Source organism: Listeria marthii, assembly GCF_014227425.1.
Lineage (GTDB): Bacteria > Bacillota > Bacilli > Lactobacillales > Listeriaceae > Listeria > Listeria marthii.
In genome coordinates, this window is record NZ_JAASWB010000002.1 from 403,614 (window position 1) to 424,773 (window position 21,160).

The following is a 21,160-nucleotide window of genomic DNA, read 5'->3' on the forward strand; positions in this document are numbered from 1 at the left end:
AAAAAACCGCCCATTTTATACGGGCGGTTTTTTATTTAGTCATTATCTGTTTGAACATGTTCACTACTTGATGCCACATGCTTCACTTTTTGAGCGATAGCCCCAACTGGATCGGCTTCGCGCGCTTGTTTGACTTTATTGCCAATCATTTCGACTGGTGCGCTTTCTCTTACTTGTTTTGCTTTCCCAAGGATTTTTTCTCTTGGGTTGAATCGTGTATTGGTTGCTTTTTCTGTCACAACTTCTGTCGTTTCTAGTTGTTTTCTAGCGATGGAGAGCATTAGTTTAATACGGTTTAGTTGGTTTACGGAACTTGAACCGGCATCGTAGTCAATTGACATGATGTTGGCTTCTGGGTACATTTTTTTGAGTCCTTTAATCATTCCACGGCCGGTAATATGGTTTGGCAGACATGCGAATGGTTGTAAGCACGCGATATTTGGCACGTTGCTATCAAGTAATTCGAACATTTCACCTGTTAAGAACCAACCTTCACCCATTTTATTTCCGAGTGATAAAAGTTGACTTGCTTTTTCAGCGATGGATTCGATGCTCGCTGGTGCTTCAAAGCGTTCACTTTTCTTCAGTGCATCTGTTACTGGTTTACGGAATTGGTTGATCAGCGGAATCGCAACACTTTGTTTTGCGAATGATTTTACTTTGGAACGACCAAATGTGTTGGCTGCAAAGTGATCATCATAGCAACAATATAAAATGAAATCTGTTAAGTCCGGAACAACTGCTTCTCCGCCCTCTTCTTCAATGACATCAACAATATTGTTATTTGCGCCCGGATGGAATTTGACGAGAATTTCTCCAACTACACCGACTCTTGGTTTTACTTCATCGGTTATTGGCAAGTTATCAAAAGCTCGTACCATTTCGTTCGCTAATTTTTTATATGCTCCAAAAGAATAATTTTCCATTAAAGCGCGCCCAGCATCGAGATACTGGCGGAATAATTTATTGGCGCTTTCTGGTTCAACTTCATATGGTCTTGTCCGGTAAAGCATCCGGTCGAGTGCGTCCCCTAAGCTAATTCCAGCTAGGAAACGAACAAGCACTTTTGGCGTCATTTTAAAGCCGGGTTGTTTTTCTAAGCCATTGGCATTAAGCGAAATAACCGGGATATGGTCCATTCCAGCTTCCCCGAGTGCTTTTTTCAGCATTGAAATGTAGTTGGTTGCCCGACATCCGCCACCTGTTTGCGTCATCAATACCGCTAAATTATCGGTGTCATAATCGCCATGTTTCAGCGCATCCATCATTTGACCGATTGTTAAAATTGCTGGATAACAAGCATCATTATTAACGTAACGCAAGCCTTCATCGACTGCGCGCGGCGTTACGGCAGGAAGTACTTCTAAATTATAACCGCCAACCTTACAAGCCGCTTCTAACATTTCAAAATGGGTCGGAGCTAGCTGTGGCGCTAAAATAGTATAGGTTTTCTTCATTTCTTTTGTGAATAATGGACGTTCTTTTGGTTTCGCCATTATGCCTGGTTTTACGTTGTTTTTCTCGCGTTCTTCCATGGCTGCTTTTAAGGAACGCACGCGGATACGCGCAGCACCAAGGTTGTTGATTTCATCGATTTTGAGCAACGTATAGACTTTATTATGGCCTTCAATAATTTCTTGGCACATATCCGTTGTAATCGCATCCAGTCCGCAACCAAATGAAGTTAATTGCACAAATTCCAAATCTTCACTTTTAGCGGTAAAACTTGCTGCGCGATATAGTCTTGCGTGATATTTCCACTGATTTTCAACCCGAAGTTTATGATCGAGTTCACCAAGATGGGAAATCGAATCTTCGGTAAGAACCGCCATCCCGTTCATCGTAATAAGCTCAGGAATTCCGTGGTTTACTTCTGGGTCAATATGATACGGATGTCCCGCAAGAACAATCCCTTTAATTTTGTTTTTCTTAATATAAGTAAGTGCCGCTTCCCCTTCCGCTTGAATGTCTTTACGGCAAATTTCAGCTTCTTCAAGTCCTGCTTGGACTGCTTTTTCCATATCCGCAGCTGGGACTTCTGGGAACGCAAGACTCATTTGTTCGATTAATGCTTTTTCATTATCTAATGTTAAAAATGGACTAATCATTGGGATGTTTTTCTCTTCTAAAGCATCGACATTTACACGAATAACCTCTGGATAACCGGCCACGACTGGGCAGTTGAAGTTATTGGTCGCCTCGCCGAATTCGGGTTTTTCATACACGACCGATGGATAGAAAATACGGTCTGCTTTTTTCTTAATTAAATCCATAATATGGCCATGTGTTAATTTGGCTGGGAAACAAACCGCTTCGGATGCAATCGTTTCAATCCCTTTATCATACAAGTTTTTAGATGATTTAGAAGATAAAACGACGCGGAAACCTAGGTTCGTTAAAATCGTATGCCATAGCGGATAGTTTTCAAAAACATTTAGCGCACGTGGAATACCAATTGTTCCTCTGGTAGCTTCTGATTTTTTCAATGATTTGTAATCAAAAGTCCGTTTTAACTTATAGGCATATAAGTTGGGCAGTAAATTGCGTTTCGTTTCGACACGTTCGCCGCGTTCACAACGATTTCCACTAACGAACATCCGGTCATCGCCAAATCTCGTCACTGTTAGTTGACACGTGTTGCTACAAAGATTACAGCGCGACTGAGAAGTTTCTGCGCTAAATTCACGCAATTTTTCCAGTACGAGCATTTCTGTTACTTCGCCAGTTTCGTAATGTTCGCGAGCAATCAAGGCTGCACCAAAAGCGCCCATCATTCCAGCGATATCTGGTCGAACCACTTCACGTCCGGTTAACAGTTCAAAAGCACGCAAGACTGATTCATTGTAAAAAGTTCCACCTTGAACGATAACTTTTTCACCGATGTCTTTCGGACTACGCAGTTTAATTACTTTTTGCAGGGCATTTTTCACAACGGAATAAGCAAGACCCGCAGATAAATCTTCCATGCTCACGCCTTCTTTTTGCACTTGTTTCACTTTGGAATTCATGAAAACGGTACAGCGTGAACCTAGGTCAACTGGAGCTTTCGCCTCAAGTGCCCGAGCAGCAAAATCTTCAATCGATAAATTAAGTGTTTGCGCAAATGTTTCGAGGAATGAGCCACATCCGGCAGAACAAGCTTCATTCAGCATTAAGCTATCGAGCGCGCCCTTTTTAATCTTCATACATTTCATATCTTGTCCGCCAATGTCTAAAATAAAATCAACATCTGGCAAAAATTCGCGAGCGGCACGGTAATGCGCTACTGTTTCAATTTCGCCAACATCAATTTTAAGTGCGGCTTTAATAAGCGACTCGCCGTAGCCTGTGATTCCCGACTGCGCAACTCGAACTTTTTCCGGTAAAATTTCATATAAATCACTCGTCGCATCAATAACAGATTGCAGTGGATTCCCATTATTACTAGAATAAAACGAGTAAAGAATTTCATTGGTTTGGCTCATTAAAATTAATTTAGTCGTAGTTGATCCAGCATCAATACCTAAGTAAGCATCGCCTTCATAGTCTTCCAACTTCGCCCGCTTTGCTTTCATTTGATTATGACGCGCGCGAAATTCGTCTAAGTCTGCTTTCTTTTCAAAAAGCGCCGGCAAAATTACGGTATCTGTCGCCATTGTCGTCATATCCATATTCGAAAGACGATGAATCATATCATCTACTTTTAGCGGCACATCATTCAGTCCCGTAAAAGCAGTTCCAAGTGCAATAAAATATTCCGCATTTTGAGGCGCAATAATATCACTATCTTTCATCTTCAATGTTTCTGTAAAACGATAACGTAATTGATCAAGGAAGGTAAGCGGCCCTCCAAGAAATGCTACTTTCCCACGGATTGGACGTCCACAAGCAAGTCCACTAATCGTCTGCGTAACCACACTTTGGAAAATGGAAGCGGCAATATCTTCTTTTCTAGCCCCTTCATTCAGTAATGGTTGTACGTCCGTTTTGGCAAATACCCCACATCTAGAAGCAATCGGATAAATTGTATTCGCATTTTGCGCCAATTCATTTAAGCCTGTTGGATCAGTTTGAAGCAGCGTGGCGATTTGGTCGATAAACGCACCCGTTCCACCAGCACAAGCGTTATTCATTCGTTGCTCAATCCCGCCACTGAAATAAATAATCTTCGCATCTTCCCCACCTAGCTCGATTACTACATCCGTTTCTGGAATAACTTGTTCGACCGCTTCCGTACAAGCAATTACTTCCTGCACAAATGGCACATTCAAAAATTTGGAAATTGCTAAACCTGATGAACCGGTAATTTTGAACGTCATTTCGGTCATCCCACATTTTTTTTGCATGTCTTGCATGATTTCTAATGTTACTTTTTTAATGTCGGAATAATGTCTTCGGTAAGTTTGAAATAAAATATCCCCCTGGTCATTAAGTGCTACGGCTTTTGCTGTTGTTGATCCTACATCTAATCCTGCATGAATCATTTTCTCATCCCTTTCGTTACGCACTACTTAATATGTATCAAATTTCACATATTATCCGTCGATTGTACGTCGCTTCACATAAATAGCTATTTCTAAAAATGAGTGAGTACTCACTCTATATGCGTGAAAACGACAAAACGCTCTAAACACCTATCATTCTACACGATTATTTTCATTTGTAAAGAAATTCGCGGCGCTTTTAAAGTCAAAAAAAAGCAAGTATTCACTAAAACTGCTTTGTTTAGCGAATACTTGCCGGGTTGTTAATTATGTCGAATTTTTGTCTTTCGGTTGGATGCTTTTAAAATCTGATAAGCAATACCTAAAATCAAGAACCATACTGGTGTAACGAATAGCGCAATTCTTGTATCTGCCGCAAAACCTAGGATAACTAGTAGTCCTCCGAAGAAAATTAAGCTAACCCAGTTCATTAAAGGAGATAATGGCATTTTAAATTTACTTTTCGCTGCAATTTCTGGATGTTTACGGCGAAAACGTAAATGTGCCACTAAAATAACGCCCCAAACCCAGATAAAGCAAATCGTCGCAATACTCGTTACTAGAATAAATACTTGCTCAGGCAAAATATAATTTAAAAATACGCCAATAAGTAAACATGCGGTTGATGTGATTAACGCTGTTGCGGGAACTCCATTCGAGCTCAAATGATGCATTTTTTTCGGTGCTTTTCCTTCTGCTGAAAGAGTATAAAGCATCCGGCTCGTGCTGAAAATCCCACTATTACAGGAAGACATCGCAGCCGTTAACACAACAAAGTTAATAATTCCGGCCGCCGCTGGAATCCCAATCATCGTAAATACACTAACGAATGGACTCGTATTTGGATCAATATTGCTCCACGGATAAATCGACATCAGAACTAGTAATGCCCCAATATAAAAGATTAAAATCCGAATAGGAATATTATTAATTGCTTTTGGAAGTGTCCGCTCTGGGTCATCTGCTTCTCCCGCGGTTACACCAACAAGTTCAATTCCGACAAACGAAAAAGTCGCCATTTGGAAAGCGAGTAAGAACCCCGCAATACCATTCGGGAAAAAGCCGCCGTAATCGACTAAATTAGAAAATGAAGCCGTACTTGTTCCATGTTTATAACCAATAAATACTAGTACAAATCCAATAACAATTAATGCAATAATGACAACTACTTTAATAATCGCGAACCAAAATTCAATTTCGCCAAAAGCTTTGACGGTTGCTAAGTTAAACAAAAGAAGTATTAAAACGCAAGCCAGTGCTGGAATCCATTGTGGTAAGTCTGGCACCCAAAATTTCACGTACATACCAACTGCTGTAATTTCCGCGATACCTGTCACAATCCAGCAGAACCAATATGTCCAGCCGGTAATAAAGCCAGCCCACGGTCCAATGTACTGCTCTGCAAATTCTGTAAAAGATCCTGTTGTTGGGTTATGTATTAATAATTCACCCAAAGCTCTCATAACAAAGAATAAAATAGCCCCTATAATTAAGTAAACTAACATGATGGATGGACCCGCCAAATGAATTGACTTCCCTGCTCCTAGAAAAAGCCCTGTACCAATTGCTCCGCCAATCGCGATTAACTGAATGTGTCTATTTTTCAGTCCTCTTTGCAATTCTTCTTTTTGCTCTTCCATCCTAATTCATCCCTTTCGAGTAATTAAAAAGAATAAAGTGCCGAGTTATGTCAGCACTTTATCAATCAATCTACTTCTCTACTTTACCAATTTATAAAGGGATTAGCAAACTTTTTATATGTTTTTATTGGTCTAGACAGTTGATAATACTACCTTAATATCATTAGCAAGAAATAAAATTTTCACAAACTTTTTTAGAATTCTGCAGCACTTTCCTGCGCTACCGCTTTAGCAGCTGCAACGATTTCCGCTTCTTTGCTAGGATTGTGATCAATTCCTTCTACAAAAATCGATGGCACTACGTTGATACCGATAAATTGTAAAATAGTACGCAAATATGGTTCTCCGTGAGTAAATGAACTTGTTGGTCCAGCAGAATAAATACCACCGCTACCGTGGATTAAGATCGCTTTTTTATCTTTTAAAAGTGCCTCTGGGCCATGTTCAGTATAACGGAAAGATTTTCCAGCAACTACAAAAGTATCAATATAAGCTTTTAATAATGGCGGGATTCCAAGGTTCCAAAGTGGGAACACAAAAACATATTTGTCTGCTGCTAAAAATTGTTCTGTAAGCGCATTGTATGCATTTAATCTTTTTTGTACGTCTGGAGCTAAATCAGTGAAAGCTTTACCAGCTTGTAATTCTCTTCCAGCCGACATTAATTCTAGATCAAGCAACGGTACTTCTGTATTATATAAAACTAATTCTTCTACTGTATCAGAAGGATTTTTCGCTTTATATTCAGCCATAAATGTTTCTGCTACTTGCGAACTTCTGGATACTTCATTTGGAAGTGGTGACGCTTTAATAAATAGTACTTTTGACATTATGAACACCTCATAGATTTTATTTGTTCCTTCTATATAATAGTACTATCCGCGTAGCTAGTCAATTTGATTTTTAGTAAATAAACATTGACATTTTCACTAGTCATGCTAAGATAAATACAGAATTCTAGAGTGTATTAATCTTTTATAATACACTAAACGTTCACCGATACACTAAATGGAGGTTTTATAATGAAGCGTATTGACCGTATTTATGAATTTATTTTAGAAAACCCTTCTGCTAAGACCATTCACGAGCAATTAGAGAATAATGAAGGCTTTACAGCAAGTATGATTTCGGAAACATTATCTATTTTGAGAAATAATGTCAGTATGGAATTGAATGAACTTCACAGACAAGGAAAAATCATTAAAATCGTTGGCCGACCAGTGCTTTATTTTCCTAAACGAGCTGTTGAAGATGAAATTGGACGTACCCTTTCCGATACTGAACTCGAATTTGAAAGCTGTGATTCGCTCTTAAAAATGTTAAAACCTAGCATTGTCGAAAGAAGTCCTTTTGATGATCTCATTGGCGTTAATGACAGTCTTAAAACTCCTGTTGAGCAAGCAAAAGCTGCCGTACTTTATCCACCAAATGGCTTACATACAATGATTCTCGGACAAACTGGTGTTGGTAAAACGCTTTTTGCTAATCTAATGTATCGTTTCTCGCAACATGCCAAACGCCTCCCTGCCGATGCGCCGTTTATTATTTTCAACTGCGCAGATTACTATAATAACCCGCAACTTTTGATGTCCCATATTTTCGGCCATGTGAAAGGTGCCTTTACCGGCGCTGAAAATGACAAAGGTGGACTTGTTGAAAAAGCAGAAGGCGGCATTTTGTTCCTTGATGAAATTCACCGTCTCCCACCAGAAGGCCAAGAAATGATTTTTTATTTGATGGATTCTGGCACATATAATAAACTTGGCGAAACTGACCGGACACGTAAATCCAATGTTTTAATTATCGGTGCTACAACAGAAAATCCGGAATCTTCCCTTTTGAAAACGTTTATGCGCCGTATTCCGATTATTATTACCCTACCAAGTTTGGAAGAACGGACGGCTTTTGAACGCGTTGAATTGCTGAAATACTTGCTTTCCAGTGAGGCGCATCGTGTCAATAAACCGATTCGAATTGAAGATGAAGCTGCCAAAGCATTGATTGGCAATACGACTTACGGAAATATCGGGCAATTAAAATCCAATATTCAACTCGTCTGCGCGCAAGGCTTCCTTAATAGTTTTGACAAAGACGAAGAAATTTTGATTGATTTTAAAACGCTACCGATTAATATTAAAGATGGTTTCTTCCACTTTAGTAATCGCCGCAAGGAACTTCAAGCGATTGCAGAATATTTGGAGCCATATACGACGATTTTCCCAGAAATGAATAATACTTTAATTACGTCAGATGAATATGAGCCCAACTTCAACCTTTACAAAATTATTGAAGATAAAGCGTCAATTTTAATGGATCAAGGTGTGGAAGATGATGATATCAAGAAATTTATCAAGATGGATATCGATATTCATCTCAACAGCTTTTACAACAAATTCAAAAATACCATCCATAATCGCGAAAATATTTTAAAAATCGTTAATGAAGAAATTTTGAATTTTGCGGAAGGTGTCGAGCTGCGAATTGAACATCAGCTTGGTAAAAAGTTGAATGAGCGCTTCCTGCTTGCGTTTAGTCTTCACCTGACTTCTTTTATTAAACGAATTGAAAGTAATAAACCGTTAAAATATACTAATATCGAAAATGTTGTCAATGATCAACCCGAAGCCTATGAATTGTCGCGTGAAATTAAAGATGATATCGAGGCTACTTTCCACATTCGCGTTCCCAATATGGAAGTGATGTATTTAACGCTATTAATTAGTTCCCTTTTAAAAGAACAAGAAAATGCTCGTGTGGCGGTTCTTGTGGCGACGCATGGCAATAATACGGCTAGTAGCATGGTGAGTGTGGCGAAGAAACTGCTCGGTGAAGGTTTAGTGGAAGGAATTGATATGCCACTTGATCAAAGTCCGAAAATCGTGCTTGATAAATTGACCGAACGTGCGAAAGAAATGGATATGGGACGTGGCCTCTTGCTGCTTGTTGATATGGGCTCGCTGACAAGTTTTGCTCCGGTTATTTCGGAACGTACTGGTATTCCGGTTCGCTCGATTGATATGGTTTCAACCGCAACCGTTATTGAAGCAGTCCGCAAATCCAATATTCTCGATATGGAACTTGATAGTATTTACGATTCCTTAAAAGATTTCCGCGGTTACGGCGGCTATAATTCCGATGATGATACGCTCGATTCCAACCAAAAACCACACGCAATCGTTACGATTTGCGCGACCGGCGAAGGTACCGCAGAAAAACTACAACTGTTTATCGAAAACATTTTAGATACGATTACAACGGACGCTATCAAAGTTATTCCAATCGGCTTGCATGAAATGGATAGTCGTTTAGAGCAGCTTCAAGAAGAAAATGATATTTTGATGGCGGTTGGTATTCAGGATCCAAAAATCCAAATCCCCTTCATCCCGCTCGAACGACTTTTTGGCGTTGATGGTGAAGAACAACTAGTCAGCCTAGTGAAGCAACGCAATATCGTTGTTAAAACTGGCGAAACTGGCCGAATCGCGAAAGAAATTATCGAAGAAAGCTTGAACGAATTTCTAACCTATCTCAATCCGAAGAAAACGATTGAAATTTTAAGCTCATTTGCTAGCGTATTAGAGAAAAAACTGGGTTACAAACTCGATAACACGTTCAAAATCAATTTACTCATTCATGTCGGTTGTGCTTTGGAACGTATGGTTTTAAATGACGGATTAGTTTATCGTGATCCTAAAATCATGCTCGAAACAGACATTTTCCAAGCACTAGAAGAAACAAATAAAGAAGTTATCTACAAAATGAACTTAAAACTAACCAATGATGAGCTTTGTTATTTGTATGATATTTTGAACGAAATCCAACCAGAAGTACTTTCATAAGCATAAACAAGCCAACAAGATTCACAAGTTGGCTTGTTTTATTTTCAGCAATTGCGTTTTCTGCCCTTTCTTTTAGGGTAATGTTGTATGTATGTCTAAGATTAGTACTTAGTGTATTAAGCTACGTATTTAGCGTATTAAGGCGCGCCACATCTGTTAGTACACGCTTACAAAAGCCTTGAACCGCTTCTATTAGCAAAGGAGGTTGTTTAATACAGAAATGTTGGCACAGTTTTTGCGTTAGTATTAATGGATGATTATATCCACGCTTAAGGAGGAGATACTTATGCCAGTTGGAATTATCATTGGCACACATGGTGAAGCCGCGCGTGAATTGTTGAAATCAACCGAAATGATTATCGGCAAACAGGATAATGTGGAATTCATTACTTTCGTTCCTGGAGAAAACACGGATACGCTTATTACTAAATATAAAGAAAAACTAGACAAATTGGATACTTCTGAAGGCGTCATTTTTATGGTTGATTTATTTGGTGGCAGTCCTTATAATGCATCTAGCCAAATCGCCCTTCCAGAAGACAATATGGATGTTGTCACTGGTGTGAATATTCCAATGTTACTTGAAACGCTCTCGATGCGCGCAGCAAGTAATCAAAAAGATCTAGTCGAAACAGCTCTTACAGCAGGATCAGGTGGCGTTAAGTCACTCAAACAATCATTACCAAAAGTAGAAACAGAAGTCGGGGAGGACGATTTATAATGGATATTCGCTTAGCACGTATTGATGACCGTTTAATTCACGGTCAAGTAGCAACAGTTTGGACAAAAGAAACACAGGTGGAACGTATCATCGTTATTAGTGATGATGTCGCTAAAGATGAAGTGCGTAAAACACTTTTAACACAAGTAGCACCCCCAGGCGTTAAAGCAAGTGTCGTTGATGTACAAAAAGGGATTCGCGTATACAACAACCCGAAATATGCTACAACTCCTGTAATGTTCTTATTTACTAACCCTACAGATGTACTAACTCTAGTAGAAGCTGGTGTCAATATTACAACCGTAAACATTGGTGGTATGGCATTCCGCGAAGGCAAACATATGATTACTAACGCTGTATCTGTTGACGCAACGGACGAAGCAGCATTCCGCAAATTGGATGAAAAAGGAATCGAACTTGAAATTCGCAAAGTCGCTTCTGACAATAAAGTCAAACTTATCCCATTACTAGATAAAGATAAATAATTCATCCGCGGCTCTAATCTACTTTAGAGCCCCGAAAAAACAAACGTTTAAAGGAAGACCTTTAAAGGGGTGATTCATGAATAAAAGTCTAAGTATTAGATGCTTAATTTATTCAGTCATCATAATGAAATTATCTTTTTTTATCATTCAAAAGAAAAATTGGGAGGGAAATATATGTCAGCAATACAATTAATCCTTGTATTCCTCGTATCGTGTATTAGTGGTATGGGTAGTATTTTGGATGAGTGGCAAACCCACCGTCCATTGATTGCCTGTACATTGATTGGTCTTGTTCTTGGGGATATTACAACGGGTATTATTATTGGGGGTACACTTGAAATGATTGCGCTTGGATGGATGAACATCGGGGCTGCGGTTGCTCCAGATGCTGCCCTTGCATCCATTATTTCTACTATCTTAGTTATTACTGGGGGACAAGATATCAGCGTAGGTATTTCGCTTGCGATTCCTTTAGCTGCTCTTGGTCAAGTACTTACTATCCTAGTTCGTACAATTACAGTTGCATTCCAACATATGGCTGATAAAGCTGGTAAGGAAGGTAATCTGCGAAGTCTCGACTGGATACATGTTTCAGCACTACTACTTCAAGCTATGCGTATCGCGATTCCAGCCGTTATCGTTGCGGTAACAGTTGGTACTCAAGCAGTCGAAAATTTACTCAATGCCATTCCGGACGTTATCGTTAACGGCCTAAACGTAGCTGGTGGATTTATCGTTGTTGTTGGTTACGCAATGGTTATTAATATGATGTCAGCTAAATATTTAATGCCTTTCTTCTTCTTAGGTTTTGTTGTCGCAGCATTTACTCAATTCAACTTAGTAGCACTAGGTGTTTTAGGACTAGTTGCAGCAATCATTTACATCCAACTAAATCCTAAATATCAATTGAAAGAAGCTATCCAACAATACGGCGGGGGCGGCGGCGGACGAGCAGCGGATGATCTCGACGACGACCTTGACGACTAAGGAAGGGGGAGAAAAAATATGAGTGAACAAATTACAGTTAATGAAAAAAAGATAACGAAAAGTGATTTAATGGGCGTGTTCGTTCGTTCCAACCTCTTCCAAGGGTCGTGGAACTTTGAGCGTATGCAATCATTAGGATTCTGTTTCTCAGTAATCCCCGTGATTAAACGTCTTTATCCTGAAAAAGGGCCTGAAAGAGAACAAGCTATCAAACGTCACCTGGAATTCTTTAATACACACCCTTATATGGCCGCACCAATTTTAGGTGTAACAACTGCGATGGAAGAACAAAAAGCCAATGGCGCTGATATTGACGACGGGGCTATCAATGGTATTAAAGTAGGTCTAATGGGACCACTTGCCGGCGTTGGGGATCCAATTTTCTGGGGAACTGTTCGTCCAGTACTTGCCGCTTTAGGTGCCGGTTTTGCGACTGACGGTAGTATTATCGGACCAATTTTATTCTTCGTACTATTTAATGCGATTCGCCTAGGTTTCCGTTATTGGGGCGTATTCTACGGATATACAAAAGGTACAGATGTTGTATCTGATATGTCTGGCGGTCTGCTTCAAAAACTAACAGAAGGAGCTTCCATTCTCGGACTATTCGTTATGGGCGCCCTCGTTAATAAGTGGACTACGATTTATGTTCCACTTGTAGCTTATACAACAGAAGACTCTAAAACTGGTAAAGACGTTCCAACTACTGTTCAAAGTATCTTGGACCAATTAATGCCAGGTCTTCTTGCCCTTCTACTTACATTTGCATGTATGTGGATACTCAAGAAAAAAGTCAATGCTTTATGGTTGATTTTAGGACTATTCGTTGTTGGTATTCTAGGTTACTGGTCTGGTATCTTAGGACTTCCACCAGCTGGGTATTCGCCGCTTGGATAATGGGTGGTTATTATAATTCGAAAAGAACCGGGATTAGAATTCCGGTTCTTTTTTTGTATGCCTTATTATGCCGAAAAATCCGCTCTAAATGAACATCCTCAAACCCAGTTCCCCCTCTTCCTCACATAATTATGTTACAATATTACTAAACTATATCAATGATAGATTGTGAGTGATAGCTAAAATGGTTTGGGATGCTACTAATATCTTTTTGTTCGCGGCAAACATCTTGACGGTGCTGTATATTTTGTATAATGATGCAGTAATTCCACTTTGGAAAGGTAAGACGGTTTTAAGTGTCAAATTACGTTCTCGTGGTCGTTGGGACGGCTATATTTTTGTTGGGATTATCGTTCTATTGTTCGTTTCCAATACTTTCTTTCGTGAAGGACCATTTTCCACTTCTGTGCTACTTGGGATTATGGGTGTGCTTTTCATTTACATTTGTTTCTTCCGTAGTTCAAAAGCTGTTTTCAAAGAATCTGGACTTTTTTATGCTCTGTTATTCTTCCCTTATGCAAAAATTGAACGGATGAATTTATCTGAGGATGGCGTGCTTGTGATTGAAACCAATCGTCAACGCTTGATGCTGTTTGCAAGATCAGAGAAAGATTTAGAGAAAATGCTCGCTGTATTTACTACATATAGCTAAAAACGCCACGCTTGATTTCCTGTTTTAAGGGAAATGAAGCATGGCGTTTTTTTATATACCAACATTACTCAATTTTATTTCTGGAATAACAAATTCAACAAATCTTCCATGGAGCATTTCGATTTCTTCGCTGAATTTCGTGTCAAAACAAATAATACTTTCTTCTAAGCGAAGCACTGCAAAGCCGTCTTCTTCGTAATCCTCTAACTTCCCAATTACGTGAACTAAGCCTTCTTCATCTATTTCTAATGCACAATGTTTTTCTTCGCTTTCGTGCAGTAGTTCCGCGCTAATCATGTCCGGTATCGTAATTTCTACTGTGTAAACCCTACTTGGTTCTGGGTCTTCATCGGCCCATATTCCAACGCATTCACCATATTCACTACTAAAAGCGATTCTGCCGTCAGTCAATTTCTTTTGAACCTTTATCTCCACTAACCATTTCCTCCTGCGCTTCAAATTCTTGCTTTATTATAGCACAAAACTGGAAAATGACGTTAATTTTTAGCAAACTAATTTCACTTTTTATTTGTCATTTGTTATGTTTGAAAGTATGATAAGTATATACTTTTTGTCAAAGGAGAATGGGTTATGACGATACTTGCGTTTGATTTAGGTGGAACAGCAGTAAAGTTTGGTGTGTTGACAACAGCTGGAGAAATACTAGAAAAAGGTAAATTCAGTACCCCAGATAATTTGGATGAAATGGTGCAACTAATTGTAGATGTAAAAAATAAGTATGATTATACGTTTCAAGGTGCAGCTTTTAGTTGTCCTGGTGCAGTGAATAATGAAACCGGCATCATTGGCGGCGCGAGTGCGATTCCGTACATACATAATATTGCTTTCAAACAATTGCTTGAAGAAAAACTGGCGCTTCCGGTTACGATGGAAAATGATGCCAACTGTGCGGCCTTGGCAGAGGTTTGGATTGGAGCGGCGAAAGATAAACAAGATATTATTTTTATGATTCTTGGAAGCGGCGTTGGTGGTGCGGTTATTCGTGGCGGTAAGGTGCATCACGGGGCCAATTTGCATGGTGGTGAATTTGGTTATATGCTGATGGATCGTGACGGACACACGCTTAGTGAGCTTGGTACGGTCGTGAATGCTGCTACGAGAATTGCTGAGCGGTTAGAAGTTCCAGCGGCTGCGATTGATGGGCTTCGTGCTTTTGAGTTACGTGCAGAAGGAAATACCATCGCGGAGGAAGAATTGGATACGATGTTTTATTATCTCGCTCGAAGTATTTTTAATTTACAATATGCGCTCGATCCTGAACTGGTTGTTATTGGTGGTGGTGTAAGTGAACGGGCGGATTTTATTGATGAGTTAACTCGTTATGTGGCGAAAGTCAAAGCGAGCGTTCCGATTGCGACTATTAGCCCTACTGTTGTTGGATGTCAATTTGGAAATGACGCGAATTTGATTGGAGCAACGGCATTTCATTTAGCGTAAAAAAAGAAGCTGGTCACTTTTTTCCGTGCCAGCTTCTTTCTATGCTAATTTTTCTGATTCACCGCGGCTTTCTAATACTTTGGAAACTGCTTCCAGCCACTTTTTCTGTTTATTAACAACGAATTGATACTTTACTCCGGATATCATGTCTACTTCTAAAATGTTAGAAAGCAATTCTTTTCCAAGGATTTTCGTACGAACACCGCGTATTTTTGCGACTCGATTAAGTGGAATATTGATTTCTTCGTCAAAGTAATCATTCGGTTTGTGGACAATATATGTTGCCGTCAAATACAGCTTTCCGGGGACGGCTTTAAACCCATTTTTCGCGTTGGCAAGGCCTTTATGAACGACTTCTAGTTCTTCTTCCATAAAGCTTTCATCTCCTTATTCTTCTACAATTCGTAGATTACTTTTTCAGTACGAATGGGCCAAAACGCTTCTTGCTGCTTTTTTTCGGTGCAAGTATATTTAAATGACTGCCGAGAACTTCGATTTCTGCTGGAACACCCGGACCTGGGTCGCCATCAACGTTGATGCTTAAATCTTCTCCGCTCGCATCGATGGTCAGTTTTTTCGTTTTAATATAAACGACACCCTCACTATTTTTTAAATTGCCACGGATTAATTGTGGAATCATATTGGCTGCATCTAGCAGGCCGAGCTTGGTTAGAATAATAATATGGAGATAGCCGTCGTCGATTTTTGCATCCGGTGCCCATGACTCCATCCCGCCGACTGATTTCGTTAAGCCAGCCACGACTAGCGCCGCCTCGCCTTCCCAGACTTCTTCGTCGTATTCTATTTTAAAATGAAGTAACTCATTGCGGTTAAATGCTTTTAGGCCTTCTAAAAAGTATGCCACGGAGCCAAATTTTGTTTTTTGTTCAACGCTAACTTGGTCGACGGCTTGCGCAATCATACCAATCGCTAGGACGTTCATAAAGTATTGGTCGCCAATTCGGCCAACATCCATTGGTACGGCAATGGCTTTTTCTAATGCTTGAATAGCTTTTTCGGGTTTTAGCGGTATGCCTACCGAGCGCGCCAAATCATTGACTGTCCCAAGTGGAACAAAGCCAAAATCAGGACGTTTTTCATGGATAGCGAGACCATTTATTGTTTCATTTAAAGTCCCGTCGCCACCCATCGCGATTACCGCTTCAAAACCTTGTTCAGCAGCCCAAGAAGCAAATTCCGTCGCATCCCCTGCTTTTTCAGTAAGGCGAACTTCAACCTCATCATAACGTTTTTTTAGTACTGCTTCTGTCTTCCCCTGGTAGGTTTTTCCTTTTTCTTTACCTGATGATGGATTCACAATCAATAGTGCTTTCCCCATCGCACTCACCCTTTCTTGCCAAAAATTCTATTTATAAATTTACACATAATATCGGCATCTTCACTACTATAGTTTACCTTGAAATGGGGATTTGTACCAGTCACAGCCTTGTAAAATGCCGAAAAAAGTCGTAAAGTGAAGAGGAACACAAAATTGAGTTGTGGAGGAATTTAAAAAATGAAATCATTTCAAGCGCTTTTTATTGAAAAAGAAGCAGATAATACTTCCCTTCATTTTAGAGAAACTATATTAGATAACTTACCGGAAAATGAAGTAACGATTGAAGTACACTATTCTGGTATTAATTATAAAGACGGACTGGCGGTGCTTCCTGACGGGAAAATTGTGAGCGAATATCCTTTCATTCCCGGTATTGATGCAAGTGGCGTCGTGGTTGAATCGAAATCTGACCGTTTTCAGGTTGGCGATATGGTTATTGTCACTAGCTATGATTTTGGCGTGAGCTATTTTGGTGGCTATAGTGAGTTTATTCGTGTTCCAGCTGAATGGGTTGTCCCGTTGCCAGATGGTTTATCACTGAAAGAAGCAATGATACTTGGTACAGCAGGCTTTACAGCAGCGCTCTCGGTCGATGCGCTGGAATTTAGTGGCGTAACTCCAGATGCCGGAAAAATCGCTGTAAGTGGCGCAACTGGCGGTGTGGGTAGCCTTAGCTCAGCCATCCTTGCAAAACGTGGATTTTCAGTCGTAGCGTCTTCAGGCAGAAGCGATGCCAAGGAATTCTTAGAAAAATTCGGCGTAACAGAAGTAGTTCCAAGAGAAGCTTTCCAACCTGAAAAAGTACGTGCGTTAGATAAACAACTTTACGCTGGAGCGATTGATTGCGTTGGTGGTAAGCCGCTTTCTTATCTTCTAACAGCTGTTCAATATGGTGGTGCCGTGACGACATGCGGAATGTCTGCTGGCGGAAAATTAGATACGACCGTCTTCCCGTTCATTTTGCGCGGTATTCAATTGTTCGGGATTGATTCTGTTTTATGTCCGATGCCAAAACGAGTTCGGATTTGGAATAGACTTGCGACAGATTTTAAATTGGCTAACTTAGAAAATCTGGCGACAGAAGTACCATTTTCCGAGTTACCTAGAGCGCTTCATCAAGTAATGAACGGCGGCGTTACTGGTAGATATTTAGTAAAAGTAAAATAAAAAGTATGGTCCTTGAATTTAAGGACCATACTTTTTTTAACGATAAGCGACTAATACATGGGCATCGATGACTTGGTCGATAATCGCCATGCACTGATCGTAATCTTGTTCTTCTAGGGCATCGATAAAACGTTGAATGTTAGCAACCGTTTTAACACAAGCATTTTGCGCGATTTTGATAACTTCCTCATCACCAAATTCTTGAATATTATTGAAAAAGTCATCACTAATTTTTAAGTAGTAATTATTTTTCATATACGTCAATAAATCACTCACAAACCACTTTTCATATTCGAAGTAAATTGCTGGATCGGCTGGGTTTTCTTCCCGTTCAATCTCGACTAATTTAGCAACGACACGCATTTTGTTGAAGGTGATTTTTTTCGTGCGGATTTTTTGAATAGCTTGTTTTAGAAACAAACCAATAATTTCTGTCATTTCAAAGTAGCGTTCTTTATTAATAATGCTATCTCGGACAAAGGCGCCGCGAAAATCATTGTATTCGACATAGCCATCAGCAGCAAGCATTCCGATTGCTTTTCGAATTGGCGTGCGGCTAATTTCTAATTGTTGCGATAGCGTATTTTCAATTAAGCGATCTCCTGGCTTTAGTTCCCCGTTTCGAATCTTCTTTTTAATTTCCCGATAACAAACACTTTCTCTCGTCTCTTTGCGTTTGGTTGTCATGATTCTGCCTCCTAAATATGCCTATAACGATATGTTTATAAAAAGGACCGTGATGTAATTATCTCTTTTAAAAATTCACTTTCATTCACTTTCTTTTCCATTGCTAAAAATGGGTGATAACTGGTGTTTTCACTGACAAGCATAGCCGTTTGAATGGCAATAATTTCTCTTGTTAGTTCCTGTTCTTTTCTTGTGTTTATTTCTGATTTGGAGCGGATAATTCGCATAACTGTAAGGCCGATAAAATATAAAATAACAGCCATCACGATTATTACAACTGCTGCAATAAGTCGCTCAACGACATTCTCCATTAAGAATAAAAAGGAACCGCCCAAAATCGCCAAAAATGCTGCGATAAAAACGCCGATTATTGTATTCAGTGGTTTATAGTTCTTTTTCTCTTCTGCCATTTCTGAATGAACAAAGCGAAGTAGTTTGTCTAAATCGTCCCGTGTGCTAAAACCGCTTTTTTCTAAATAGGCATATAATAAATAACGTCGCATTGCAGTCAACTCTTTAAAGTTACGTAATTGATACCGTGTTCGGATGAATTTCTTCGCGCGATTATAAATTAATAGATAATATAAGAGTGGAATATAGAGTAAACTAATCAACATCACTGGAATTAAAAAAGCATTATCCAGAAAATTTGCAACTATAATGTTAATAACAATTATAAGTAACACGATTAAAAAAAACGCTCTCCAAAAACCCTTTATAAAACTATGTATTAAATTCCAGCTGCCAAGTTTTTTAAAATAAAAATCGTTTAATTTGTTTATAGCCATCTCTACACCTTTTCCTTTTTTTCTAACTTTAAGTTTAACACGAGTTCTTGATTTATTAAAGCGTGGTAATCATTTCCACGAAAAAACTCCAAGAATTCGCTTCTTAGAGTTTTTTCTTCTATCTTTTATTCAAATAACATCGCTAAAACCGCTTCTTTTTCAATGTTTCCGAAGTAAGCTTTAGTATCGACATCCATCCAAGCTTTATCCATTTCCCCGCGTTCAAAACGGCAACCAATGAGCTTTTCGGCTAATTCAGCAACATCTTCTGTCCCGAAAAAGTCGCCATAAATCGTCGCTTCTTTTACTTGACCTTTTTGTAGCGCTAGTTGGAATTCAATAGTGCCTGCTGGAAATCGTTTTTTGCGTTTGATTGTCGCTTTTGGCGATTTCCCGTAAGTCCAGTCCCAATTCCGATAACGCTCGACACGTAATTTCTCGATACCTTGTTTGTCCGCTTCAGTGAACGTATAACGCGGTATTTCTGTCGTTCCAAAAATGGATTCTAGTAAAATTTGCTTGAACTCCAGAATATCCATATCGTTCGCTAGATTTTCACGAATGGTTGTCACGCGACTGCGTACGGATTTAACGCCCTTCGATAGGTATTTCTCTGGATCAACTTGTAACGCTTTTTCAAGCATCGACAAATCTACATCAAATAGCAAAGTCCCGTGGCTATAAAGTCGACCTTTTGTTGCAAATTGGGCATTGCCGCTGATTTTTTTGCCGTCCACTTCAATATCATTTCGGCCGCTAAGCTTTGCATTTACGCCAAGTTTTTGAAGCGCGCGAATCACTGGCTCGGTGAACTTCGCGAAGTTTTGAAAGCTATTTCCATCATCTTTTGTAATCATGCTAAAACTAATGTTACCTTCGTCATTGTAAACCGCCCCGCCACCTGACAACCGGCGCAGCACATCAATATTATTGTCTTGAACGAACGTATGGTTAATTTCTTCCAGCGTGTTTTGGTTTTTACCAACAATAATCGTCGGCTTCATCCGGTAAAACATAAAATACGTTTCATTTTCGTCTAAAGAACGAAGCGCATATTCCTCCATTGCAAAGTTGTACGCTTGATCGAGCACATCTTCATTATCTAAATAAATCACTTTTCCTAAGCATCCCCTTTTGCTTTAAGCGTAATCCGAATAATTTCTGGATCATTAAATAGGCGTGGAAGTTTCGTTACATTTCCTAAGCCACGACTAACAATAAGCGCTTTTCCGCCAGCTCGGTGAATTCCCGCTGTCCATTTTGGCATCAAACCTTGCCCCGGTGCGAAAAGACCTTCTGTTAACGGTAGTCTAAATTGGCCACCGTGTGCATGACCTGATAAAACTAAATCTACCGGATAAGCTTGGTAAAGCGGCCAAAACTCTGGACGATGCGCAAGTAGAATCGCAAAATAATCCGGCGACAAATTAGCGGTCGCCTCATCTAGTGCTTCTTTTAAGGCAGCCTCTTCCCATTCTTGCTTCGGTAATTCTTTATCAGCCCAATCATCTCTTACAAAACGTGGATCTCGGACGCCAGCCACCATGATTGCCGCGCCATCTTTTTTAAGAAAATAGCGTTCATTTTCAAGAACAGCGACGTGATGTTTCTCCATATCCGCTTTAAAATCTTCATAAAATGCGCTTCTGCCTTCATGGTTTCCGCTCACGTAAAAGACCGGAAATTCTTTCGCCAATTTGCGCACGGCTGCCATTGCTACAATTGGTGACTCATCGCCGTCAATCATATCTCCAGTTAGAAAAACGGCATCCGGAGCCAGCTCGTTCACGATACTGAGCAAAGGATTATTATATAAACCAAAACTTGCACTATGCAGATCGGACAGCTGAACAAATGTCGCGCCGTCCCATTCTGCCGGAATCTTATCTGATACTATTTCATAATTTGTTACGGTTAAATGTTTGGTCGACCAGTATGCATAACCTGTAAAAGCAGCAACTGCGCCAAGTATTCCCCATCCAGTTTTTTTCATAGCTAGAAATCTCCTCACTAAATTTGCTGTATGGTTCATTATAG

At 39.7% G+C, this 21,160-nt stretch carries 18 protein-coding genes; 8 read left to right on the forward strand and 10 right to left on the reverse strand.

Annotated features, from left to right (window positions below):
* Positions 1-35: 35 nt before the first annotated feature.
* From HCJ55_RS04825 to HCJ55_RS04835, 3 genes are all read right to left on the reverse strand, one after another.
* The gene (locus HCJ55_RS04825) at positions 36-4,463 is read right to left on the reverse strand and encodes a 2-hydroxyacyl-CoA dehydratase (protein WP_185517252.1); all 4,428 of its coding nucleotides are present in this window, start codon (positions 4,461-4,463) and stop codon (positions 36-38) included.
* Between the two features lie 263 nt (positions 4,464-4,726).
* Positions 4,727-6,103: an amino acid permease gene (locus HCJ55_RS04830; protein WP_185502417.1), complete on the reverse strand. Its 1,377-nt coding sequence runs from the start codon at positions 6,101-6,103 to the stop codon at positions 4,727-4,729.
* Positions 6,104-6,297: 194 nt separating this feature from the next.
* Positions 6,298-6,933 (reverse strand): FMN-dependent NADH-azoreductase, encoded by a 636-nt coding sequence (locus HCJ55_RS04835; protein WP_008947188.1) that lies wholly within the window; start codon positions 6,931-6,933, stop codon positions 6,298-6,300.
* 192 nt (positions 6,934-7,125) lie between these two features.
* Between HCJ55_RS04835 and HCJ55_RS04840 the strand changes: the two genes are divergently transcribed.
* The 6 genes from HCJ55_RS04840 to HCJ55_RS04865 all read left to right on the forward strand — a co-directional run bounded on the left by HCJ55_RS04840 (position 7,126) and on the right by HCJ55_RS04865 (position 13,684).
* Positions 7,126-9,942, forward strand: coding sequence for a sigma-54-dependent transcriptional regulator (locus HCJ55_RS04840; RefSeq protein ID WP_185517254.1), 2,817 nt, complete (start codon positions 7,126-7,128; stop codon positions 9,940-9,942).
* Between the two features lie 286 nt (positions 9,943-10,228).
* On the forward strand, positions 10,229-10,663 hold the full coding sequence (locus HCJ55_RS04845) for a mannose/fructose/sorbose PTS transporter subunit IIA (protein WP_185390889.1): 435 nt from the start codon (positions 10,229-10,231) through the stop codon (positions 10,661-10,663).
* Positions 10,663-11,148 (forward strand): mannose/fructose/sorbose PTS transporter subunit IIB, encoded by a 486-nt coding sequence (locus HCJ55_RS04850; RefSeq protein WP_008947185.1) that lies wholly within the window; start codon positions 10,663-10,665, stop codon positions 11,146-11,148. The genes HCJ55_RS04845 and HCJ55_RS04850 overlap by 1 nt, the downstream gene beginning before the upstream one ends.
* Before the next feature lie 174 nt (positions 11,149-11,322).
* The gene (locus HCJ55_RS04855; protein WP_008947184.1) at positions 11,323-12,135 is read left to right on the forward strand and encodes a PTS mannose/fructose/sorbose transporter subunit IIC; all 813 of its coding nucleotides are present in this window, start codon (positions 11,323-11,325) and stop codon (positions 12,133-12,135) included.
* A gap of 18 nt (positions 12,136-12,153) precedes the next feature.
* Positions 12,154-13,032: a PTS mannose transporter subunit IID gene (locus tag HCJ55_RS04860; protein WP_008947183.1), complete on the forward strand. Its 879-nt coding sequence runs from the start codon at positions 12,154-12,156 to the stop codon at positions 13,030-13,032.
* Positions 13,033-13,216: 184 nt separating this feature from the next.
* Positions 13,217-13,684, forward strand: coding sequence for an Lmo0779 family protein (locus tag HCJ55_RS04865; protein WP_003721896.1), 468 nt, complete (start codon positions 13,217-13,219; stop codon positions 13,682-13,684).
* 51 nt (positions 13,685-13,735) lie between these two features.
* On the opposite strand, the gene HCJ55_RS04870 is transcribed toward HCJ55_RS04865, so the two are convergent.
* Positions 13,736-14,119, reverse strand: a complete 384-nt coding sequence (locus tag HCJ55_RS04870) for a hypothetical protein (protein ID WP_003721894.1) — start codon at positions 14,117-14,119, stop codon at positions 13,736-13,738.
* A gap of 156 nt (positions 14,120-14,275) precedes the next feature.
* Between HCJ55_RS04870 and HCJ55_RS04875 the strand changes: the two genes are divergently transcribed.
* Positions 14,276-15,142, forward strand: a complete 867-nt coding sequence (locus HCJ55_RS04875) for an ROK family protein (RefSeq protein ID WP_185517256.1) — start codon at positions 14,276-14,278, stop codon at positions 15,140-15,142.
* 39 nt (positions 15,143-15,181) lie between these two features.
* On the opposite strand, the gene HCJ55_RS04880 is transcribed toward HCJ55_RS04875, so the two are convergent.
* Together HCJ55_RS04880 and HCJ55_RS04885 are read right to left on the reverse strand one after the other, a co-directional pair.
* Positions 15,182-15,514 carry a hypothetical protein gene (locus HCJ55_RS04880; RefSeq protein ID WP_185480313.1) on the reverse strand — a complete coding sequence of 111 codons (333 nt, stop codon included), beginning with the start codon at positions 15,512-15,514 and terminating at the stop codon, positions 15,182-15,184.
* A 37-nt stretch (positions 15,515-15,551) separates the two neighbouring features.
* Complete coding sequence (locus HCJ55_RS04885; protein WP_008947175.1) at positions 15,552-16,481, reverse strand: diacylglycerol/lipid kinase family protein; 930 nt, start codon at positions 16,479-16,481, stop codon at positions 15,552-15,554.
* 177 nt (positions 16,482-16,658) lie between these two features.
* Here HCJ55_RS04885 and HCJ55_RS04890 point away from each other — a divergent pair, with 177 nt between their 5' ends.
* Positions 16,659-17,648 carry an NADPH:quinone oxidoreductase family protein gene (locus HCJ55_RS04890; RefSeq protein WP_185517258.1) on the forward strand — a complete coding sequence of 330 codons (990 nt, stop codon included), beginning with the start codon at positions 16,659-16,661 and terminating at the stop codon, positions 17,646-17,648.
* 36 nt (positions 17,649-17,684) lie between these two features.
* On the opposite strand, the gene HCJ55_RS04895 is transcribed toward HCJ55_RS04890, so the two are convergent.
* The 4 genes from HCJ55_RS04895 to HCJ55_RS04910 form a co-directional block, all read right to left on the reverse strand.
* Positions 17,685-18,335 carry a GntR family transcriptional regulator gene (locus HCJ55_RS04895; RefSeq protein ID WP_008947173.1) on the reverse strand — a complete coding sequence of 217 codons (651 nt, stop codon included), beginning with the start codon at positions 18,333-18,335 and terminating at the stop codon, positions 17,685-17,687.
* 35 nt (positions 18,336-18,370) lie between these two features.
* On the reverse strand, positions 18,371-19,123 hold the full coding sequence (locus HCJ55_RS04900; RefSeq protein WP_185517260.1) for a hypothetical protein: 753 nt from the start codon (positions 19,121-19,123) through the stop codon (positions 18,371-18,373).
* A gap of 125 nt (positions 19,124-19,248) precedes the next feature.
* Positions 19,249-20,238, reverse strand: a complete 990-nt coding sequence (gene lplA2 / locus HCJ55_RS04905) for a lipoate protein ligase LplA2 (protein WP_185517262.1) — start codon at positions 20,236-20,238, stop codon at positions 19,249-19,251.
* A gap of 5 nt (positions 20,239-20,243) precedes the next feature.
* On the reverse strand, positions 20,244-21,116 hold the full coding sequence (locus HCJ55_RS04910; protein ID WP_185517264.1) for a metallophosphoesterase: 873 nt from the start codon (positions 21,114-21,116) through the stop codon (positions 20,244-20,246).
* Between the last annotated feature and the right edge of the window lie 44 nt (positions 21,117-21,160).